The sequence below is a fragment of the Rothia sp. HSID18067 genome (assembly GCF_003989445.1).
Lineage (GTDB): Bacteria > Actinomycetota > Actinomycetes > Actinomycetales > Micrococcaceae > Rothia > Rothia aeria.
This window is the reverse complement of sequence record NZ_RBMF01000002.1, coordinates 467,443-488,525: the sequence shown is the minus strand read 5'-3', so window position 1 is coordinate 488,525 and position 21,083 is coordinate 467,443. Positions and strand designations below refer to the sequence as shown.

Genomic DNA, 21,083 nt, shown 5'->3' with positions numbered 1-21,083 from the left:
AGCTGTGTATTGCTTTTCCTGTAGGGGCGGGCTCTTCACCCATAGAAGCAGTCCGCTCCTACAGGTTTAACCTTTAGGCAGCTAACAGCCACTGAGGCGCAGCCCAATAGTGCGGATGCGGTTCCACATTGTTTCATACCAAAATCACCGAAGCTACTCTCATTAGCTTCTGGCGGGAGGGACCTCTCAGCGCCGCGTGAACGGCGGTGTGCGACCCATACGGTATATTAATATGCGCCTTGCTATGAACCTAAAGTAAACATTAAGAACAAAGTTTCTTAAACAAATCAAAACACAGTAAAGCGTATTTTATGCCCTTAAGATATGCATGGTTGTGTGAATAAATCGGCAGCCTGGGTGCGCCACAGGTCACTTTACGGCTAAAATTGCCGCTATAATTAACTCCAGGAACTCTACTTCTTTGGGGCACCCCGCCCCACATCAGGCTATCTGTGTCCTCAATGATGACAGGCTCAAAGTAGCTAGCAGATGCCTTGCCCTACTTCGAACGCTAGGAGATTCGATGACGAACATGTCACTCAATCGGCGCACCCTGCTCACCGGCGCGGTTGCACTGGGAACCGTCGGTTTGCTTGCCGCATGCGGTGGTAATAAAAAGAACGAGACTAACTCTGCGCTTGGTGCTGGGGACGATATCTCAAAGGCCGTATCATTTAACCCCAAAGACCGTTCGGAACTCAAAGAAGGCGGCGAGCTGCGTCTTGCTTTCAACGGAATTCCTGAAAACTTTAACCCCTTCAACACCAACGGCTATACTTCAGGTTCCATCGCTATCCAAGCCGCTATGAACTCAGCATACGCTGGCGGGTACAAGTATGACTATACGGGTAAGCCCAGCTTAAACACTGATTACGTTACAGAGTATAAAGCTGAAACTAAGAACGGCGTTCAGACTGTTACCTTCAAGATCAACCCCAAGGCAAAGTTCAACGATGGCACCCCCATTGACATTGAATCGGTACGTGCAGCCCACAAGATCTTTACAGCACCTGCTGGCGAATACCAGGTAACCGACGCTCCCATGTGGAAGCAGGTAAAGAGCGTTGAAGAGGACGGTGACAAGTTCTCGGTTAAGGTTACTATGGAAAAACCCTACTATCCTATTGACGGGGGATTCATTATTACCACCTTTATTCACCCTGCGCTGGTGGATAAGAAGCTCTTTAATGACGGGCTCATTAACAAGCCTCTCGATAAGTACTGGGCAGGGCCTTTTAAGGTTGAGAACTGGGACACTTCTCAGAAGTCCTTGATCCTGACCCGGAACGATAAGTGGTGGGGGCAGAAGCCTCTGCTGGAGAAAATCTCTATTCGTTCTCTGGGTGAGGCAGCCTCTTTGGCGGCATTCAAGAACAGCGAAATTGACGTAATCTCTGCCAGCGCGCAAAATGTCTATGCCGATGTATCAAAGATGTCAAATATTGATATCCGTAAGGGTACTGCGCTGGGTGTTTCAGACTATGAACTTAACCCGGATAAAATTCCGCTGCCCGTCCGCAAAGCAATTGTGGCGGGTATCAACCGTGAGCAGCTTCAGAAGATCCGATTCGAAAAGATCGGGTGGAGTGAGAAAGCCCCCGGGTCTATGTGTTTCCTGCCCCTGCAGGAAGGCTACAAGGACAGCTATCCCACGGAGATCGGCGAAGACGTGGCAAAGAAAATCCTGGAGGACGCTGGCTATAAGAAGGACGGCGATTTCTACGCTAAGGATGGCAAGAAAGCCTCGTATGAGCTAGCTACCTTTGGAGATGGCCAGGACACTAAGACGACTTCACAGTTCTTCTCGGATCAGATGAAGAAGATCGGTATTGAGATAAAGATCGTGACCTACACCGGTGAAAATGACTTGGTGAAGGTCTCAACCGAAAGGTCTTACGGTATTAAGTCTGCCGGGTACGGCATCACCACCAACCCGGTGGATTCCGCGTACTATTTCTACCGGTCCGAGATTAATAACGGACACGGTAAAGAACTCGATTCCCTTGCCGATAAGATGATGGCTACGGAAGATTATAAGAAACAGCTTGAGATAGCAACCGAGCTGGAGAAGCGTCACCTCGCTGAGGTCGCTATCTACATCCCTGTCTCTAACGGCCCCAACTACCAGGCGTGCAAGAAGGGGTTGGCAAACTACGGGCCTCGCCTGTTTGCTACTTCTGCATATGACCCGGATGTATGGATTAACGCTGGTTGGGAGAAGTAGCCTTTAGGCTAAGCACCTAAAACCAGCCAAGCGGGGTTCCACCATGTGTACATGGTGGGACCCCGCTTTATAGTGGGCCATTATATTCTAAGGAGGGCACTAGCGACCTTCTAGGGTTTCTTAGGCAACGGCCTCCACATACAGATAACGCCTTGTAAACCAACCCCGTGCGGCACAAGCACTTCCGTATCCTGCGTTGTGTGAGGTGGGAACCTCGGCTGCGATATGATAAGGATTTACTGCACATTCGGTTATCGATTCTCTGGGTGCTTCACAAGGCCTAGTAAAAACAGAAAAAGCCCCCGGCTATCCCCAACGGTAGGGGAAGGCGGGGGCTTTTATCGGGTCCGTAGGGCTACTTTGTAGTCACCCGAATAACTGTAGACTCAGGTGTTGCTGCGCCAGGCAAGCCTTCAACATCGGCGAACTTATTCGTATTCGTGATCAGTACCGGGGTAATGAGCGGATAGCCCGCCTCTTTAATGACGGTCGGGTCAAAGGTCAGCAGCTCTTGGCCAGCCTTCACGGAATCACCCTTAGCAACTTTCACCTCAAAGCCTTTACCGTCAAGCTGAACGGTATCCAGACCCACATGAACGAGCATCTCAACACCGTTCTCGAACTTCAGGCCCACGGCGTGGCCCGACGGCAGAGTGGCGCTTACCTTTGCATCAGCCGGAGCCACCACGGCGGTACCGGTCGGCTCAATGGCCACACCCTTACCCAGCTTACCTGAGGCAAATACCGGGTCAGGCACCTCTTCCAGCGCCACAGCCTTACCCTCCAACGGAGCAGTCAGCTCATACACAGTGCCGGACTCAACCGCAGGCTTTGCCGGGGCTGCCTTTGCAGCTGCTGCTGCGGTGTCAGTCTTCTTCGCGGTGTCTGCCTCATCGGCGCCAGCGGCCTTAGACTCACCCTCAGACCCGGTCTCGGCAGCGGCCTGCCCGTCTTTCTTTGAGCGCGACTCATACCCAAACAGCAGCACACCGGTCATTGCACCAAAGAAAGCAATTGCCAAGCCCAGAGCGTACAGTGCGGAAGGCTGCATCGCGGGGATCGACAGGAGCGAGGTGAAAGCGAAAGCGTGCGACTTGACATCCAGCAGTGAGATGGTGGCGCCGCCGACCACGGCCGGTACCAGAATGAGGGGGATAACCCGCTTGTAGCGCAGAACCACACCGTAGAGGGAGGGCTCGGAAATACCGCCGAGCAGACCGGACATAGAAGCACCTACCGCAGTCTGGCGAAGCTCCTTATTCTTTGAAGCCCTAATAGCAACACCGGTCACCGCGCCGAAGACGGCGAAGTTGTAAGCACCCATGGGGGACTGGATAAAGTCGGTGCCCAGGGTCTGCAGGTTGTTAATCATCACGGCGTTCAGCGGCCAGTGCAGGCCCAGCGGCACCATGAACAGGTACAGACCTGCGATCAGCGCACCCACGGCTCCCGGAGCTACACCGTTAACATTCTTCAGGAAGTCAGAGATACCCATAGCCACGCCAATACCGATGGGACCCACCACGAAAGCGGTTACGGGCACCAGAATAATAACGGACAGCATGGGGACGAAGACCATCTGCAGCATATTCGGAATGATCTTTTTCAACAGACGCTCCAGAGGCGCCAAGAGAGCAACCGCCAGCAGGGGCGGGAACACCTGGCCGGTGTAATCGTAAGCGTACAGCGGCAGGTGCAGGCCCATAATGGGCACATCAAGCATCCTAGTATGCTCGTCAGCAAGTTTGGTGAGGCTCTGGAAGGTACCGGTCATCAGCGCTGCCGGAATAGCAGCGCCAACCCACATATTCGCGCCCAAACGCTTTGCGGCGGTTGCGCCAAGCATAATGGGCATGAAGTTCAGTACCGACAGTGCGGCGGCCTTGAGGATGTACCAGAAAGCGAACTGCTTCATCCATTCGGTTTCGAGGCTCTTAGCCTTCGCGGCGGCGGCGGTGTCCTCAAGGGGAAATCGCGGCCCGTTCACAATATCAATGTTCACGCTCTGGCCGGTCGTCAGGTCAGTGTATTGACCGAAAAAGCCGAGCTGCTGCAGGAACACGATCAAGGTAAGAATCATGGAGGTGCCCAGCAGCGCCCACAACAGGGGACGGAAGGAGTCGGAAAGCACATCGAAAACATTTGTCAGCCAGCCAGCTTTTTTACCGCCGGATGATTTAGCCTTGGAGTCATCATCCTCACCCAGGTTCTTCATACCCGGTAAGGTCAGCATCTCGTTATAGACCGCCTCAACGCGGTCACCAAGTACCACCTGAGTCTGACCAGACTGCTCAATAATCGACAGCACCCCGGGCAGGTTCTCAATTTTGGTGCGGTCCACCTTCTCATTCGAAGATGGGGTAACACGCAAACGTGTTGCGCAGTGCGTAAAATGGGCGATATTCTCGGGGCCACCTAGGCCATCAAGAATCTTCTCGCCAAGCTCGTGGTTCTTCACGGTTCATCCCTTGGATAATTAGCGATATTGTCTGTGCGGGCTGCTGCTAAAAGATGCAACCTGGAAAACAAAAAAGACCCGAGTCAGCTCCTTCACCGTGCGCAACACCCGTATGAGGGTGCCCGAATACACGGGTGCCACCAACGTAAAATACGCCCCGTGGCGGAGTAACTCAGGTCTTGCCTGCCAAACCAGTAACAACCCTGTGCTAAAGGCTGTTTAAAACAACCTTAAGTTTTATCAGTACTGTAATCGGTTTTGCCTCAGAAAGCAAGAAGAACCAAAAACTACACACAGACCCACAGGCGCGGCAAAACCCAGACACGCCGTGCATCCGTGCACCCGCTAAGATGCACAAACACACGGCGTGCTCACCAAAGCCCCAGTTGCTACTTCTGCGGGAAGAACCGCAGAGGCGCCACCTCAAGGTCTGGGTAATGACGCTTCTGCCAGCGGCGCGAGCGGTGCGCATTCACCTCAATCAGCACCGCCCCTAAAACACCAGCACCCACCGACAGCCACAACAATAGCGCCGACGGAGCTTCGAACTGGTGGTACCGCACCAAAATCGGAACCAATAACGCCGCAAAGAATACGGCAAGCAGCGCCCCAAACAGCAAGATACGTGCCTTGTTAAACGGCCTAGCCACTGCCGCAAGGTTCCACAATCCCATAATCACCAGGGTGATAAAAGAAGCAGTCTGCACCTGCCGCATATCGGTTCCCGGGAACGCCAGAAGCGCCGCCAAATTCACGGTCAGAAGCATCGCCACCACAATAATAGAGTTCGGAACCGTATAGTTCAGCACACGGTGCAAAAACCCCGGAACATAGCGGCGTGAATTCGGCAGCAGTGCCAGCGCGAAAGAGGAAGCGCCCACAATCAGGAAATCCGCGGTCGAGTATTGGCGGGGTAAGAACGGGAAGATCAGCCCCATCAGACCGAAGACCACACCCAGCAGGATCGCAAAGCCGGTCTTTGTTAGGAACAGGTTTGCCACCATTTCGATATTCGCAATCACCTGGCGGCCCTGTTCCAAGGCAGCGGGAAGCGAAGAGAACTTGCCGTCTAGAAGCACCAGGCGCGAGACGGCTTTTGTTGCGGGTGCCGCGTTGCCCATCGCAATGCCGAGGTTGGCGTGTTTGAGGGCGAGCGCATCGTTAATGCCGTCGCCGGTCATCGCCACGACGTGCCCTTGCTCTTTGAGCGAGATCACCATGTTCTTCTTCTGCTCGGGCGAAACGCGGCCGAAAATATTGTGGGTTGCGGCAGCCTCGGCGAGTTCGGGGCCGTCTTCCGGCAGGGTAGAGGCATCAATCGCGCCCGCAGAAATATCCATACCGGCGGTCTTCGCAGCTGCCTGCACGGTGTACGGGTTATCGCCTGAGAACACCTTGAGGGTTACACCCTGGCGATTGAAATAGTCCACGATTTCAGGAGCATCAGAGCGCACATTTTCGCGGAAAATCACGAAGAGCACGGGAGTATGGTCGGCGGGGATGTGCTGCACCGGGTCTCCGTCATCGTTGCGCACCACGGCGGATGCATGCGCGAGCACCATCGTACGCAGACCCAATGATGCGAGCTCACGGGCCCGCTCACGTTCCTCGGTGCCCTGGTTCAGCAGAGCCTCGGGAGCGCCCAACAGCCACGCCCCTGATGAGGTGAACTCAACCGCGCTAAAACGCAGCGCCGAAGAAAACGGAACCACTCCGCTGGTCTTCTCAGCAGGCGCATCCGCAAAACCGCCGGTGAGTGCTGCTGCGGTCGGGTTCGCGTTCTCGTCGGCACCGAACCATGCCAGCGCCTCATCCCAGCCCTTCGGCAAGGACGCACGCCACTGGTCGCCCTCCGGTGCCTCGGTCTGGGCCGGGGTGCTCAACGGGCGCACCGAATCGAAAATCACGCCGCCCTCAGTCAGGGTCCCAGTCTTATCGAAGCACACCGTATCCACGCGGGCGAGCACCTCAACAGCAGGCTGCTCCTGCACCAAAATATTGTGTTTACGTCCCAGCGCCACCGCCGCCGCCGCGAACGCCAGGGTGGTCATGAGCGCCAAACCCTGCGGAATCATTGATGCCACTGACGAAACTACCGCAATGGCGACGTTCTCCCAGAGCCCATCACGGTTCACAACTTCAAGGCCACCTGCGGCACGCACCTGACCCCACAGCACGATCGGGATAATGACGGCAAGGCCGAAAGTAATCCACCGCACCACACGGTCGAGCGCATCACGCAGCTCAGACTGGATGCGGGAAAACTGGCGCGCCTCATCAGAGATTTTGCTCGCCCGCGACTGAGCCCCCACAGCCTGCAGCAGCACGCGGCCGGTACCGGCCAACACACTGGATGCCGAGAGCACCATATCGCCAGGACGTTTAGCAATCGGGTCATTCTCACCAGTGAGCAGAGACTCATCCAGCTCCATCGAATCAGAGGTCAGCACCACCGCATCTGCAGGCACCTGGTCTCCACGTTTGAGCACCACCACGTCGCCCTCAACCAGGGTCTCCATAGGGACCTCGGACAGCTTGCCGTCACGCACCACAGACACCGGGGCACGATCCAGCAGAGAAATACGGTCAAGCTCAAGTTTTGCCTTGTACTCCTGCACAAAGCCAATAATGACGTTCGCTACCACCGCGAATAAGAACAGCAAATCTGCCCAACGCTGGTACAGAATCACAACCAGCCCGCACAGCCCCAGCACCAGGTTAAACACCGTAAACAGGTGTGCCCGCATAATACTCCACAGGGTGCGGGAAGACTTATTGTTCTGTGTGTTTACCTTCCCTGCTGCGACGGCACGTTCAACCTCGGCCGTGCTCAGCCCACAGGATGCAAGCTCCGCAGAGCCATTATGGGCATCCGCCGAGTACTCGGGAACAAAACCTGCGGTCGCAGAATCCGCTGTTGATGTACTCTGCGGCTTGGAACTCATGAACCAGTACTCTCCTTCAAAGGCCACGGGCCTCTACCGACCCGCTACTCAGGCGGCAAAGCTTATTTTTCAGTCTATCGGTTCAATGGGCATAAAAGGTAATCCCGCTCCCTGTGTGTTTCCTGAAAACACGCGGGAAGTGGGGTATATTCCTTATGCAGAATAGATAATGTGGGGGTGGGCTCCTGCTACCTAAGTGGCAGAATCAACAAACGCCCCGTCACAGGATGCTTCAAAACCTCAATCGGATATCCATAAACCTCACTCAACCGCTGCGCCGTACACACCTGCTCAGGGGAACCAACACACACCACCCGGCCCTGCTGCAAAAGCACAATACGGTCAGAATATGCAGCGGCAACATCCAAATCATGCAGCACCGTCAACACCCCGGCCCCTTCCGACGCCAGGTCACGAGCACTTTTGAGAGTCTGCTCCTGATGCCTAATATCCAGTGCCGCCGTCGGCTCATCCAAAAGCAGCAGGGGAGTCTGCTGCGCAAACACGCGCGCCAGATGCGCCCGCCCGCTCTCACCGCCAGAAAGAGTCGTAATATCCCGCTCAGCGAACTGGGCCACCTCTGTGCGGATCATCATCTGCTCAATAACAGCTTCGTCCTCATCAACGCGGATGGTGCCGCGCCACGGAGTGCGGCCCATCGCCACCACCTCACGCACCGTATACGAAAACGCCACCTGAGTCTTCTGCAGCAGCATGGCCCGGCGACGCGCCATATCCCGCGGAGAATACGAACTCGTCAAGGCGCCATCAAGCTGCACCACCCCAGAATCCTGTTTCACATCCCCAGCAATTACCGACAACAAGGTAGACTTACCTGCACCGTTCGGGCCAATTAGTGAGACCACCTCGTTCGCGTGCACCTCAAATGAAATATCCTCAAGGATGCGCCGAGACCCCACCGAGTACGAAATGTTTTCGACTCGCAGCATCACACACCGCCCTTACGCATCGACCGGCGGAGCAAGAAAAAGAACGTAGGCCCACCCACCAGTGCCGTGAAAATACCGATCGGCATATCGGAGAACGGGATAAGCGTGCGCGCCACCAGATCAGAGAGAGACACCAGCAGCGCCCCGCCCAGTGCAGAAGCTGGCAGCAGCACCCTATTCGACGGCCCCAGCAGCAGCCGCAGCAGGTGCGGAATAATCAGGCCCACAAACGCAATAATGCCCGAATGCGCCACCGCCGCACCCGTCAAAAGAGCTGTTGCCGCGATAGCCAGCATTCTCAGATGCTCAACGTTCACCCCCGAATGCTGCGCTGCGCGCTCGCCCAGCGCCAAAAGGTCAAGTTTCCCGGAGATCATGAAACAGGCCAGTAGCGCCGCGACCACAACAAACCACATATTCGATAATGATGTCCAGCTGGCTCGGTTCAGCGACCCCATCTGCCAGAATACGATCTCGTCACGGCTGGTGCTGTCAGCAACATAAACACAGAACGCGATAGCCGCGTTCGCAACCGCTGTTACCGCAATACCGGTCAGGATCATTGACACCACCTGCGAGCGTCCACCCGAGCGGGAGAGAACATACACCAATACTGTGGCGGTTAGCGCCCCAATGAAGGCGAAGGTCGGTACTGCAAACGTGTCCCTCAACTGGGGTCCCAGCACAATAGCCAGGCAGGCACCTACAGCTGCACCTGAAGAAATACCAACCACTCCCGGCTCAGCCAGCGGGTTGCCAAACACCGCCTGCATAACAGCCCCCGAGCAGCCTAATGCAGCGCCTACGAACAGGGCTAAAAGCACGCGCGGGAAACGCACATTCCACAGGGTGCTGTCAGCGATTGCCCACTCCTGCTGTGGCGGGATGAAACCCCATTTGCGGGCGAACGAGGCAAGCACCTGGTCGGTGGGAATATTATATTGGCCCAGCCCGGCTGACACTATGGTGACAGCCACGAGGGTCACAACCAGTACCGAAAGCGTCACAACCGCGCGGGTACGTCGGGGGTTCGTGTATTTTGGGGCCCCAGCACCCACGGGTTTCTGCACCTTGGTGAGGTCCTCTCCGTCGGCTGGCCGCTGCCGGGCTGTTTCTGAGGTAACCGCTAAGTCCTCTGCTACGTGTTCCACTACTGTCCTTCTGGGGCGTAGATGGCTTTCGCCAGCGATAGCAGGACTGCTGGGGTGTTCGGGCCAAACGAGAGGATCTGACCGTCATCCATATCTACAATGCGCCGGTTCTTACCTGCGGTGGTCTGCTCCACTCCCGGGCGGGACACCAGCCCGTCCACGCCGCCAGTGGATTTAAGGCCGCGGCTCATGACCAGAATAAGGTCTGGGTTCAGCTTTACCAGTGCCTCGGCGTTGGCCATTGTCATCTCTTTAATCCCGTTCTCGGCGGCGACGCCTCGACCGCCTACGGCAGTGATCAGCTCATCTGCGCCGTAGCCGTCTCCAAGCACGAAGAACACTCCCGAGTTACCGCGCACATACAGAAAAGCCATCGACAGGCGCTGATCTCCCTGCGGCGCGACTTCCTTCAAGGTGGTGGTTGCGTAGTCAAGGTCTTTTTGGATGCGTTCAGCCACCGTATTCCCCGCCTCCTGCACGCCGAGGGCCTGCGCCACCAGCTTGAGCTGGGGAATAATGAGGTTCATTTTACGATTCGTGTCGGTCAGTACCACTGTAATACCGGAGCTTTCCAGTTTCTGTGCCGCATCACGTGAAGAAGCTGACGAGTCGAGGAACACCACGTCTGGTTTGGCGGAGAGAATAGCCTCAACGTTGAGATCGTGCCCGTTCTGAGTCATCACCGGAAGCTTCGAGAGCGACTGCTCCGTGTTAGAGACTGTACGCCCCACCAGTCGTCCGCCCAAGCCGAGAGCTATCACATCCTGTGCCAGAGTCCCGTACGTATCGAGGGCCAGGATGCGTTCCGCTGACTTAACAGTCACCTCTTTACCGGTGTAGTCCTTAAAAGTTACCGGCAGCTGCGGGGTGGGGGTGTCCACCATTGCCTGCACCTCGGGGGTGTTCTTTGCGCTTGAGGGGCCGGTCACTTCTTTCGGGTGAGCGGCCTTGCCGTCTTTAAGTTGTTGGGCTAGTTCAGCGAGGACAGCGCTGCTTTGTTCCTCACTAACTATCGTCTGTGATGAGGCGGCATTATTCGGGTTCTGGGTACCGATGCCGCACGCGGATAGGGTGAAAAGCAACGCCGCCATCATGAGGGCAGCAATTTTCTGTGAGAAACAGCTGGGGGCTTTGATGCCGCTCACTAGTGAATGGATAAACATACGAGTTCACTCTCAAAAATATTGCGAATAGTGTGAATAATGATGCGAAATAAGTTGAGGGGTGCGGCGGGCTTCTTCACCTTCACCGCACCCCAAGCAGTGCACGCTACGCCCTAGTTATCGGATGCCTGAGCACGTGAACGACGCACATAGAACAGTGCACCCACCCCGGTGAGCAACGCTGAGAAGCCACCGGCAACACTGCTCTGCACGCCGCTAGCACCCGTATGAGCCAGAGGCTTCTTATCGCACCCTTCACCCTCATACACGGTTTCGGTGATGGTCTTCTCGGCCGGCTGTGCTGCAGCGGGTGTGCTCGACTCGCCGCTCTTTGAGAGCGAAGCGTTGAAGCTCAGCGGGGACATGTCCTGCCCGGCGGAGTAGAAACCGGCGAATGATTTAGCCCCCGCCTCCGTCAGTTTGGTTGATGCACCCTTGACGGAGACCGACCCGTTAGAGGTCTGCAAACCGCTCAGGTCAACATCCAGTAAGGCAACTTCCCCGTAGCTGTTGGATTTGCCTTCCATATTGTTGCTGGTCAGGGTCGCGTACAGGACGCCCTTGGAGCCGTTAATGTCAAGGCGCGGGTTGGCAATTGTGCTGTCGAGTACGCCGTGGTGGCCGGTGAAATGGATTGAACCAGTAAACGATACTGAGCCCTTACCGTCTTTCACTGTTCCGGAGCCGCTTGACCAGTTGAACGTATTATGAGCAAAAGTGGTTCCGCTCAAATCCCAGTTACCGTTGGCGATACCGCCGCGCACATAGGAACGGAACGAATCTTTCACACCCCAGCCCAGTTCAGCCGTGACGACCTTACCGTCTGAGGCGGACGCCACGTCTTTTGCTGCGGTCGTTGGGGTGACCGCAACCTTACGGGTTCGGGTAACGGGCACGCATACCGGCTGGGCCGGGTTGGTGGAGATGGTTGTGCCCGAGCCTGAGCCGCCGCTGCTTAGGTTACTACTGGAAGAAGCGTCGCCACTACTTGAGGAGGAGTCGGAGGAAGATATCCCCGAACCGCCACTGGCTGTGCTGTCGCTATTATCACCAGCGCCGGGTAGCTGCGGGGTGTTGCCGCCGCCCTGATTAGCTTTGGCGATGTCAGGCTGACTTACGTTAAGATCCGTCAGCTGCTCCCCAAGCTTCACCGACAGGTTCAACGGTGCCATGGCGCGCTTATCAGCGTCGCTGTACTGGCCCGCAAAGAGAGCATTCGAACCGGCAACAGTCACGGTTACAGCCGCGTTCGAGAGCTTAAAAACGTTGTTCTCGTAGGAGGCGCCGCTCAGATCCACCTCGGCCATTATGAGGTCTTTGAACGTATTGTGTTCGCCTTTGAGGTTTAGTGCCTCGGCATCCACCACCAAATAGCCCTTGCCGTTGACAGCGACAAGACGGGTGTTGCTGAATGTGCTGTCGAGCTGCCCGTGGTGCCCGGTGATATGCACTTCGCCAGCGAACGAGATCTGGCCGGTTTGGGTGGCCGGATCGAAGGCCCCGGACGCCTTGGTCCAGTTCAGCCCGCCAGCATTGGTTTTCTCCATACCGCTGACCTGGATGCTGCCGCGTGCGAGGGTTGACAGGTAACGCAGGAAGGAATCACGGATACCCCACTGCATGGAGCCGGACTCAACCACATGCCCTTTGGCGGTGTTCGTGCTGTTATTGGGCAGGGCCGGGGCTGCGGGTGCTGGGGCTGCGGGTTTCTCTTCGGCCTTGGGAGCATCGGCAGTCGGTTGCTGGTCGGTTTTTGGCGCTTCCGGCTGAACGGTGTTTGTCTTAGGAGCCGGTGCCGGTGTGGTGGGCTTCTCGCTGGGTGATGGCTGGGCGGGAGTCTCTGTGGACCCCCGAGCGATACGCCCACTGAACGAGATAGCGTCTAGTTTCTGCCCTGCATCATAGAAGCCAGCAAAAACAGGGGTAGCCTCTTCGGCGAGGATTACTTTGGTTTTGTCGCTGGCGGCAAGAGAAATGTTATTGCCGTCGTGTTTGAGGTCTGAAGCGTCGAAAGTGCCCAGTTTAATATTCTGGTATGACTTCAGCGGCTGCGGTGTTGTGCCTTCGTAGGGGCGGGACTGAACATTGGCGCGCACCTCACCCTTGCCGTCTTTGCTGATAATGATACTGAAGTCGGTGATGATGGTTTCCAGCACGCCGTGGTGCCCGGTGTAGTGGATTTTGCTTCCGGTGTAGACGATCTCATAGCCGTCGTCGGTGACTCTGCTCTTGGAGGCGTCAAACTCGCCGAAAGTGTATTCACCCTTGGGGTTAGTGCCGACTCTGGCTAGCTTTTGGGTGCCTTGGGCGACTCCTCTCAGTAAGTAGTCGCGGAAGGAATCTCTGAGCCCCCATGTTGTTTCTGCTTGAGTGAAAGAATCTGCGGTGTTGTGCACCTGCGTTTGAGAGGCTACGGATGTGGTTGTGGTATCTGCGAATGCGACGGGTGTGGAGACGATACTGCCAAGGCCGACGGCGGCACTGGCTAAGAACGCCCAGGAGCGCTTGGCGCTGAGTGAGACAGACATGTGACTACTCTCTTTTCGAAAGGGTGATGTGATGTTCGCTTCCAGTCTAGACCTATTAGAGAAGATTTGTGTAACGTAATAGGTGTCTAAGGCGGCATGCGAGCTCTCTAAGGGTTACCTTAGCAGAAATTTTGGTAGGGGTATTGCCAAAACCAAGTTTTAGTGACAATATGTCATTAGCGAAACTTGATGACACGGTGTCAGTAAAAAATTTGGCGCCGCAAACCCTCAAACTCAACTAAGGAACCCGCTATGACTACTACCTGCGCACCTGAAACAACTAACGAACGTTTCTCTGCCCGCCTCAAAGCGGGCACCAAAAATGTGCACGACAATGCCGAGCACTCCACCTTCATGGAAGACCTCATGGGAGGTAAACTCGATACCGCCGCCTACCTGCGCCTGATCAACCAGTACACCTACATTTACGAGGCTCTGGAAGCGATCTCCGCAAACCTGCGTGAGGCAGGCAACCCCATCACCGACCCCTTCACCATTGAAGGGCTCGACCGCGCCGCGAGCATCCGCAACGACATCCGTGCACTAGGGCAGCAGGATATTGACGCGCCGCTGCCGGCAACTATCGAATATGTGGAACGAATTAACGCCACCGCCAACGTTCCTGAACGCTTCCTAGCGCACCACTACCTGCGCTACTTGGGGGACCTGTCGGGTGGTCAGGCAATCGCTGCACTGGTGGCGCGCCACTACGGCATTCCCGCCGAGGCGCTGAGCATGTACCGGTTCACTGAACTGCCCAAGCCCAAAATTTTCAAAGATGGTTACCGGGAACTGCTCGATAACGCGCCCCTGACCGAAGAGCAGCGGCAGGCCCTTATTGACGAAACCGTCGAAGGCTTCCGCATTAATGCATCACTCTTTGCGCAGCTGGGCCGCCTGTCCTAGCGGCAGCTAATAAAACAGCCTCCGCTGAGTCCATAAAATACCCGCCCTTCACGGGGCAGTTCGGGCTCGTGCGGCACCGCCGGTAGTGCGCTAGTTCGCGGGCGCACCACCGGCGTATTTCATACCTGCAGTGCTCCATCTTCTGCTCCACACTATTGCCTAGCCCACCAACAGATAGGTTATTAAAAACACGTCAGAATTACGGTTCCCCGCCGAAATATGACATAAAGACATGCTGCACATTGAAGGCTTGAGAACCGTCCAAAAGATAGGGTGTCGTGGTGTATAAAGTCAGCGCGATTATAGCAGGGACCTGCGCCGGTTCTTCAAAACTTTGAGAAGCTCCTTCATGCGGTGTGAATCGAATGGCAACTCTTCACGTGCTTGTTCGGCTAGGTGTTCGGTGCCTGTAAGAACTTCTTCAAGCACATGCTCGGCAACCCTGGACGACACACCTATGTTATGTGCAAATGTCAGAAACCTACGCCGCGATAAACCATCTTTTTTCCCGCTGAGAAGAAGCGCCATGCTTTTGTCCCCGTACGGGGCGGTTGAAGGGATATCGTAGATGGGGGATAGCTCATACTGCCCTTTACGATTCTCCACAATTGACAGGTTTTTGGCATGCAGATCGCCGTTTCCGGTAAGCCACGCATAGACAAACTGGCGGAAAACCTCGGGAGCTGCAATGCGGGGTGAAAACACCTGGGTCAGTAGGGCTTCAGAACATTGTTCTGCGGTTAAAAGGTATTTGTCGGAGGGGTAACGATTACTGAGTTGACATGCATCTTCGGCTGCAAGACGATGCGCTATACCATGCTCATCAATATAACGGTCAAAACGGCGTATTAGAATTCCTGAGCGGCCCGTTGCATCATGTACAAGACGGTGAGAGACGACTTGAGGAAAAGCGTGAATGCGGCTCGCTGCTTTTAGGAAGAAAGACTCATTTTCAACTACTTGAGGGTATTCTGGAGGAGAAATTTTAAGAAGGTAGAAATCCTCACTGCTACGTAGTGGAAGAGTAAGCATCTTTCCAGAGACCTTGTCTTGAACTCCCGGTATGGCCGCAGGGTCAATCATACTATGCCGGTTTATTAGCTCTGAAAATGTTATGGTCTGAAAGTCCTCACTTTGAATGAGTTCGCCTGCATCAGGAATAACTAGCTGAGCAGGCTGGGTGTTGGGAGAAACTATCTGTACATCTCCCACGGTGTCCTCCCCGACAGCAATGAGCATCCCAAGTTCATCATCTGCTGAAGTTTTGAGGTGTTTCCGAAGGCCTGTTAGACGACGTCCTTCGGGTAAAAGCCCGGTAAAAAATGGTGGTAGTGCCCCACCTTCCCTGCGGTACGAGTCTGTGGAGAGCGGCAGGGTGGGGGATAGGGGCTTGCTGCTAGTTTCCAGGTACGTACTCGCATAGGTGTAAGCTGTGGCTCCATCGTCGGTTCGAGAAAAGTGCCCGGCGAGAATCCCTTTCTTGTAAACATCTGCGAGGATTTCAGGCATTAGCGCTCCCTCAAGATGAGATCGATACCGAGGGTATCAAGTACGGTGATTACTTTACTGAAGGCAACGGATTCGCGACCCTTTTCGAGGTCTCGGATAGTACGCTCTGAGACTCCCGCAAGAAGTGCCAAATACTCTTGAGTAAGTTTGAGCTCACGCCGGTGCGCCCTCACCACTTGGGCAAGTGTTCCAGTGAGTTCTCGTGCCACTACCGCTCCTTATCTAACCCCGGTCAAACAAACCGGTGAAATACTGCCGATTTATTAGTATAGCGAATGAAAAGCTGGATTTTTTGGGTAAATCGGTAAAATATTGCCGATTTCAAGGTATGGAGTGACTGATAGGGAAGATAAAGCAGGTTTTCGGCAATATTCTGCCGTTTTTGCAGGGGTGTTGGGGAAAGTAAAGAAGCCCCTTGAGGCTCAATGCAACGGTGCAGCCCGCCGCTTTGAGCCCCAAGGGGCATGTTGCAGGTGCTCTAGCCCTGCGCCACCTCACCAAAGTGAGCTGCCATGGTGCCTTCGTGAGCGGCACGCAGCTCATCAAGGTTAATGGAAACCTCGTTTTGGAAGTCCAGCGCGTTCGAGAGCGCATCCACCACGCCGATGCGCGCGAACGGGAACTGCCGGGCGGTGCACATATCCTTGAAACGTACCTCCTCAGAGCGCGGGACGGAAACCACCACGCGACCTAAGGACTCCGAGAACAGCAGGGTGAACAAATCGAGCCCGTCGCGTTCGGCAACTTCGCCCAGCCCGATGCGCGCCCCGGTGTTGAAACGCAGGCAGGCTTCCGCGAGTGCTGCGGCAAGGCCACCGGCGGCAACGTCGTGCGCCGCATCGATCATGCCGTCACGCGACATATTCACGAGCATATCGCCAAGCTGACGTTCAACCGCCAGATCAACCTTCGGGGGCAGACCACCCAGGTGGCCCTTGAAACGCGCCCATTCTGAGCCGTCCAGCTCGTCACGCGTGGTACCCAGCAGGTAGATGGCCTGACCGTCGTGTTCCGGGGCCCAACCCGAGGGGGTGCGCCGGGTAACGTCGTCCATTACGCCCATCATCGCGACCACGGGGGTCGGATTAATGGCCTTACCGCCGGTCTGGTTGTACAGCGAAACATTGCCGCCGGTGACCGGAACACCCAGCTCCATGCAGCCGTCGGCAAGACCGCGCACGGCTTCGGCAAACTGCCACATGACGTCCGGATCTTCGGGGGAACCGAAGTTCAAGCAGTCCGAAACCGCGACCGGGCGGGCACCCACGGTTGCCACATTACGGTAGGCCTCCGCCAGGGATGCGCGTGCGCCCTCATACGGGTCAAGGTAGGTAAAACGTGGTGATGCGTCAGTCGCCAGCGCGACCCCCAAATTGGTGTTCTCGTCCACACGCACCACACCTGAATCGTCCGGCATAGAGAGGGCTGTGTTGCCCTGCACGTAGCGGTCGTATTGATTGGTGATCCAGGATTTGGAGCACATATTCGGGGACGCCATGAACGCCTTGATAGCCTCGCCCAGCTGTTCGCCGCGTGGGCGTGCATCGTCGGCAGCGGAGCCGGTGAAATGGTCTGCCTGGAGTGCATCCTGACCAGCCGGGCGCGCATAGGGGCGCTCATAGGTGGGGCCGTCGTGCGCCACAGTACGCGGGTCTACATCGACGATCACCTGGCCGTCCCATTCAATGATCAGACGGCCGGTATCGGTCACCTCTCCCAAGAAGGAGTACTCCACGCCCCATTTCTTCATAATCGCCTCAAAACGCTCGACGTTCTCGGGCGAAACGACCGCCATCATGCGTTCCTGCGATTCCGACATCAGAATTTCGCCGGGGGTTAAGGTGGGGTCTCGCAAGAGTACTTTGGTAAGGTCTACGTGCATGCCGCCCTCGCCGTTGGAGGCGAGCTCGCTGGTTGCACAGGAGATACCGGCAGCACCGAGATCCTGAATACCCTCGACCACGGAACCCTTGAAGAGTTCCAGGCAGCATTCGATCAGGACCTTCTCGGCGAAGGGGTCGCCTACCTGCACTGCGGGTCGCTTGGAGGGCTTGGTATCGTCAAAGGACTCTGAAGCTAGTACGGATGCGCCGCCAATACCGTCGCCGCCGGTGCGTGCCCCGAAGAGCACTACCTGATTGCCCACACCGGATGCGTTTGCCAGGCGAATATCTTCGTGGCGCATAATACCGACCGCCAGGGCATTGACGAGGGGATTTGCCTGGTAGCAGGCGTCAAATTCGGTTTCGCCGCCAATATTGGGCAGACCTAGAGAGTTACCGTAGCCGCCGATGCCCGCAACCACACCGCCGACCACGCGGGCGGTATCCGGGTGGTCGATAGCGCCGAAACGCAGCGGATCCATAACCGCGATCGGGCGTGCACCCATCGAAATAATGTCACGCACAATACCGCCCACTCCGGTTGCCGCACCCTGATAAGGCTCAACATAGGAGGGGTGGTTGTGTGACTCGATCTTGAAGGTTACCGCCCACCCGTCGCCGATATCGGTTACGCCAGCATTCTCTCCGATGCCGACCATCAGGTCTTTTTTCATCTCATCGGTAACCTTGGCGCCGAATTGCTTCAGGTGCACTTTCGAGGATTTGTAGGAGCAATGCTCGGACCACATGACTGAGTACATGGCCAGCTCGGCCGCGGTCGGGCGGCGGCCCAGAATCTTCTTGATGTCTTCGAACTCGTTTTCCTTTAACCCCAGCTCTGCCCAGGGGAGTTCAGTATCGGGGGTTTCCGCCGCGTGCTCGACGGTATCGAGGTTAAACTGCTTCTCGCTCATCGCTTGTGTCTATCCTTGTCGTCGTGCGTCTAGCGGGCGTTAATCAGGTTGGAAAGAACGGAGGTGAAGACGCCCAAGCCGTCGGCACCGCCTCGTAGTGAAACATCACCGAATCCGGAGGATGAGGGACCAAAACCGGGCTCAACCGCGTGTTCTGGGTGGGGCATCAGACCGACGACGTTTCCGCGTTCGTTGCTGATACCGGCAATATCGTGGCGTGAACCGTTCGGGTTGAAACCCACGTATCGGAACACCACGCGATTCTCGGCTTCGAGCGCCTCTAAAGTTTTGGCGTCCGCCACGTATTGACCGTCCTGGTTTTTAAGCGGAACAACAATCTCTTGCCCAGGTTCGTAAGAGCCGGTCCACGAGGTAGCGTTATTTTCGATGCGCAGGGTTTGGTCACGGCAAATGAACTTGCGGTGATCGTTCTTAATCATGGATCCGGGGAGCAGATGCGACTCAGTGAGAATCTGAAAACCATTGCAGATGCCCAGCACCGGCAGAGGAGCAGAGCCCGATGTTCCCGCTGCATTTGCTGCTGCGATGACCGAATGCATGACGGGTGCTTTCGCCGCGATAGCGCCCGCACGCAGATAGTCGCCGTAGGAGAAACCGCCGGGAATGATGACGGCATCAACGTTTTTGAGATCTTCGTCGTCATGCCAAAGTTCGACGACGGTTCCGCCCGCTAACCGTACTGCACGCGCCGCATCACGGTCATCGAGGGTGCCGGGGAAAGTAATAACGCCGATGCGCGCATCAGCAAATTCGGGGTTGGGTGCCGAGACGCTGAAGTCGCCAACAAGGGGAACTTCGTGTGCTGCGAGTGATTCTGCCATGCTCTTAGTCCTCCAGAACCGAGACGTTCACAACGTCTTCGATGACGGGATTTGAGAGCAGCTCTTCTGCCGCTTGGCGTGCCTGCGCAAGATGCTCTTCGGTAGCTTCGCCTTCGACGGTCAGCTCAAAACGTTTGCCTTGGCGAACGTCAGTGAAGGAATTTAGACCGATACGGGGCAGCTCGTGAGCGATAGCTTTACCCTGCGGGTCAAGAATTTCGGGCTTGAGCATAACATCAACAACAATACGGGCCATGTGTGGGCACTCCTTGGGTGCGTGAGTTTTGGTTGAGCCGTCTTTAATGGTACCGCAAGCCTTGAAGTGCCGCCGTGAAAAAGCACGCAGACATAACTCTATTTCACGGGCTGGTACGGCACGAGAACACCGGCAAAACTGCTTTCACAACAATGCCTGGCAGGCACCGCCAACACACGGTGCCGGGATGCAGCTAGATGTAAACGTGTAATTACAAGAATGTGTTTATGGTGGTCAGCAGACGTCGCCGCAGCGCCACTGAACGTTCCGACAGCTCGCGTTGATACTGCACATACTCGGCTTTACCCTCAGGGGTCTCTACCTTAATAGGCTCATAGCCCCAATCGAGAAGGTCGTACGGTGCGGCGCGCATATCGAGTTCGCGCGCATCCCAGGCAAGCTCAAAACAGTCCATCACGAGCGCTGAATCTATGAGCGGGATCAGCTTGTATGCCCACTTATAAATATCCATATTGGCGTGCAGGCAGGCGGGCTGCTCCATGGTGCGCTGTGTTTCACGGGTGGGCTGCAGCTCGTTCATGGGTGCCGCCTGAGGCATGAAAAACCGGAACGCGTCGAAATGCGAGCAGCGGATGCGGTGCGACTCAACCACCCGGTCGGTGCCTTCAGCACCCAAACGCAAATCCAGGTAGTCGTGACGAATATTGTTCTGAACTGATTTATACGCCATCGCCCATTCGTGCATACCAAAGCACCCGAAGAATGCCTTCTTATCGGCTGTGTTGCCCAAGATTTCGCGGGTGAACGTGAGGGCGGTACCGCGTTTGTCCACAAATTGGGGTACGTCCACGAGAACCGCGTCACCGCGTTCGGCATGGGTGTGTGCATCGTCGGGGGAGAGCCCGGCTAAGACGAGCTCGTCTTCGGTTGCCGCACGGTAGAATTTCCAGCTGACACGTTCGGCGGCATCCAGCAGAATGACACCAGCCCCAGGGTGCCAGCGTTTGAACTGACCGGGCTTGAGCGTGTAGTACGTAAACAGAAAATCCTCAACCGGATGCGCCTGCCCCTGCTCGCGCCGACGCACAAACGGGTCAGCAAAACGACCCGCCCGGCGCTCATGCTCCCTCGCATAAGTACGCCACTGCGGGCCATTAAGAACCTTCAATACCTCAGCCATCCTTCTAGATTAAACTATCCGCTAAATACGCTACAGACAATACAAAATTACTGGCTATAAAAGGCAACGCTTACCAAGTGTCGTGTATGGGGGTGTACTGCATCCAGAGGAATTTCGACTGAGAGTCTTCGGATGCCTGAGAGAACCTCGGAGCAGGATAAAAATAGAGATGCTAAGAAAAACTTGAAGTTTTTCTTAGCATCTCTATAGATC

General features: G+C 55.9%; 14 protein-coding genes. 2 read left to right on the top strand and 12 right to left on the bottom strand.

The window, feature by feature from the left end:
- The first annotated feature begins 523 nt into the window (after nt 1-523).
- Entirely contained in the window at nt 524-2,224 is a 1,701-nt protein-coding gene (locus D8M23_RS07120) for an ABC transporter family substrate-binding protein (RefSeq protein ID WP_126499549.1), read from the top strand.
- A gap of 355 nt (nt 2,225-2,579) precedes the next feature.
- Here the strand turns inward: D8M23_RS07120 and D8M23_RS07115 are convergent, their stop codons facing one another.
- The 6 genes from D8M23_RS07115 to D8M23_RS07090 all read right to left on the bottom strand — a co-directional run bounded on the left by D8M23_RS07115 (nt 2,580) and on the right by D8M23_RS07090 (nt 13,419).
- On the bottom strand, nt 2,580-4,682 hold the full coding sequence (locus tag D8M23_RS07115; RefSeq protein WP_126854220.1) for a glucose PTS transporter subunit IIA: 2,103 nt from the start codon (nt 4,680-4,682) through the stop codon (nt 2,580-2,582).
- Nucleotides 4,683-5,071: 389 nt separating this feature from the next.
- Entirely contained in the window at nt 5,072-7,627 is a 2,556-nt protein-coding gene (locus D8M23_RS07110) for an HAD-IC family P-type ATPase (RefSeq protein ID WP_126854219.1), read from the bottom strand.
- A gap of 188 nt (nt 7,628-7,815) precedes the next feature.
- Entirely contained in the window at nt 7,816-8,577 is a 762-nt protein-coding gene (locus tag D8M23_RS07105; RefSeq protein WP_126854218.1) for a heme ABC transporter ATP-binding protein, read from the bottom strand.
- Nucleotides 8,577-9,728: a FecCD family ABC transporter permease gene (locus D8M23_RS07100; RefSeq protein ID WP_238693800.1), complete on the bottom strand. Its 1,152-nt coding sequence runs from the start codon at nt 9,726-9,728 to the stop codon at nt 8,577-8,579. The genes D8M23_RS07105 and D8M23_RS07100 overlap by 1 nt, the downstream gene beginning before the upstream one ends.
- Entirely contained in the window at nt 9,728-10,873 is a 1,146-nt protein-coding gene (locus D8M23_RS07095; protein WP_037236035.1) for a heme/hemin ABC transporter substrate-binding protein, read from the bottom strand. Before D8M23_RS07095 ends, D8M23_RS07100 begins: the two co-directional genes overlap by 1 nt.
- Nucleotides 10,874-11,004: 131 nt before the next feature.
- Nucleotides 11,005-13,419 (bottom strand): HtaA domain-containing protein, encoded by a 2,415-nt coding sequence (locus D8M23_RS07090; RefSeq protein ID WP_126854217.1) that lies wholly within the window; start codon nt 13,417-13,419, stop codon nt 11,005-11,007.
- Between the two features lie 252 nt (nt 13,420-13,671).
- Here D8M23_RS07090 and D8M23_RS07085 point away from each other — a divergent pair, with 252 nt between their 5' ends.
- On the top strand, nt 13,672-14,325 hold the full coding sequence (locus D8M23_RS07085) for a biliverdin-producing heme oxygenase (RefSeq protein WP_023133632.1): 654 nt from the start codon (nt 13,672-13,674) through the stop codon (nt 14,323-14,325).
- Nucleotides 14,326-14,625: 300 nt separating this feature from the next.
- Here the strand turns inward: D8M23_RS07085 and D8M23_RS07080 are convergent, their stop codons facing one another.
- The 6 genes from D8M23_RS07080 to D8M23_RS07055 form a co-directional block, all read right to left on the bottom strand.
- The gene (locus tag D8M23_RS07080; protein ID WP_126854216.1) at nt 14,626-15,834 is read right to left on the bottom strand and encodes a type II toxin-antitoxin system HipA family toxin; all 1,209 of its coding nucleotides are present in this window, start codon (nt 15,832-15,834) and stop codon (nt 14,626-14,628) included.
- Nucleotides 15,834-16,043 carry a type II toxin-antitoxin system Y4mF family antitoxin gene (locus D8M23_RS07075; protein ID WP_006888428.1) on the bottom strand — a complete coding sequence of 70 codons (210 nt, stop codon included), beginning with the start codon at nt 16,041-16,043 and terminating at the stop codon, nt 15,834-15,836. Before D8M23_RS07075 ends, D8M23_RS07080 begins: the two co-directional genes overlap by 1 nt.
- Before the next feature lie 269 nt (nt 16,044-16,312).
- Nucleotides 16,313-18,631 (bottom strand): phosphoribosylformylglycinamidine synthase subunit PurL, encoded by a 2,319-nt coding sequence (purL, locus tag D8M23_RS07070; RefSeq protein WP_126854215.1) that lies wholly within the window; start codon nt 18,629-18,631, stop codon nt 16,313-16,315.
- A gap of 29 nt (nt 18,632-18,660) precedes the next feature.
- Complete coding sequence (purQ, locus tag D8M23_RS07065) at nt 18,661-19,473, bottom strand: phosphoribosylformylglycinamidine synthase subunit PurQ (RefSeq protein ID WP_126854214.1); 813 nt, start codon at nt 19,471-19,473, stop codon at nt 18,661-18,663.
- A 4-nt stretch (nt 19,474-19,477) separates the two neighbouring features.
- Nucleotides 19,478-19,729, bottom strand: a complete 252-nt coding sequence (gene purS / locus D8M23_RS07060; protein ID WP_004006543.1) for a phosphoribosylformylglycinamidine synthase subunit PurS — start codon at nt 19,727-19,729, stop codon at nt 19,478-19,480.
- A gap of 211 nt (nt 19,730-19,940) precedes the next feature.
- Nucleotides 19,941-20,870, bottom strand: a complete 930-nt coding sequence (locus D8M23_RS07055; RefSeq protein WP_126854213.1) for a 3-methyladenine DNA glycosylase — start codon at nt 20,868-20,870, stop codon at nt 19,941-19,943.
- Nucleotides 20,871-21,083 lie beyond the last annotated feature (213 nt).

What these genes read in the sequence shown, in the direction of transcription:
- D8M23_RS07120 (WP_126499549.1), top strand. Translation starts at nt 524, where the DNA reads ATGACGAACATGTCACTCAATCGGCGCACCCTGCTCACCGGCGCGGTT.
- D8M23_RS07110 (WP_126854219.1), bottom strand. Translation starts at nt 7,627, where the DNA reads ATGAGTTCCAAGCCGCAGAGTACATCAACAGCGGATTCTGCGACCGCA.
- D8M23_RS07105 (WP_126854218.1), bottom strand. Translation starts at nt 8,577, where the DNA reads ATGCTGCGAGTCGAAAACATTTCGTACTCGGTGGGGTCTCGGCGCATC.
- D8M23_RS07090 (WP_126854217.1), bottom strand. Translation starts at nt 13,419, where the DNA reads ATGTCTGTCTCACTCAGCGCCAAGCGCTCCTGGGCGTTCTTAGCCAGT.
- D8M23_RS07085 (WP_023133632.1), top strand. Translation starts at nt 13,672, where the DNA reads ATGACTACTACCTGCGCACCTGAAACAACTAACGAACGTTTCTCTGCC.
- D8M23_RS07080 (WP_126854216.1), bottom strand. Translation starts at nt 15,834, where the DNA reads ATGCCTGAAATCCTCGCAGATGTTTACAAGAAAGGGATTCTCGCCGGG.
- purL (WP_126854215.1), bottom strand. Translation starts at nt 18,631, where the DNA reads ATGAGCGAGAAGCAGTTTAACCTCGATACCGTCGAGCACGCGGCGGAA.
- purQ (WP_126854214.1), bottom strand. Translation starts at nt 19,473, where the DNA reads ATGGCAGAATCACTCGCAGCACACGAAGTTCCCCTTGTTGGCGACTTC.
- purS (WP_004006543.1), bottom strand. Translation starts at nt 19,729, where the DNA reads ATGGCCCGTATTGTTGTTGATGTTATGCTCAAGCCCGAAATTCTTGAC.
- D8M23_RS07055 (WP_126854213.1), bottom strand. Translation starts at nt 20,870, where the DNA reads ATGGCTGAGGTATTGAAGGTTCTTAATGGCCCGCAGTGGCGTACTTAT.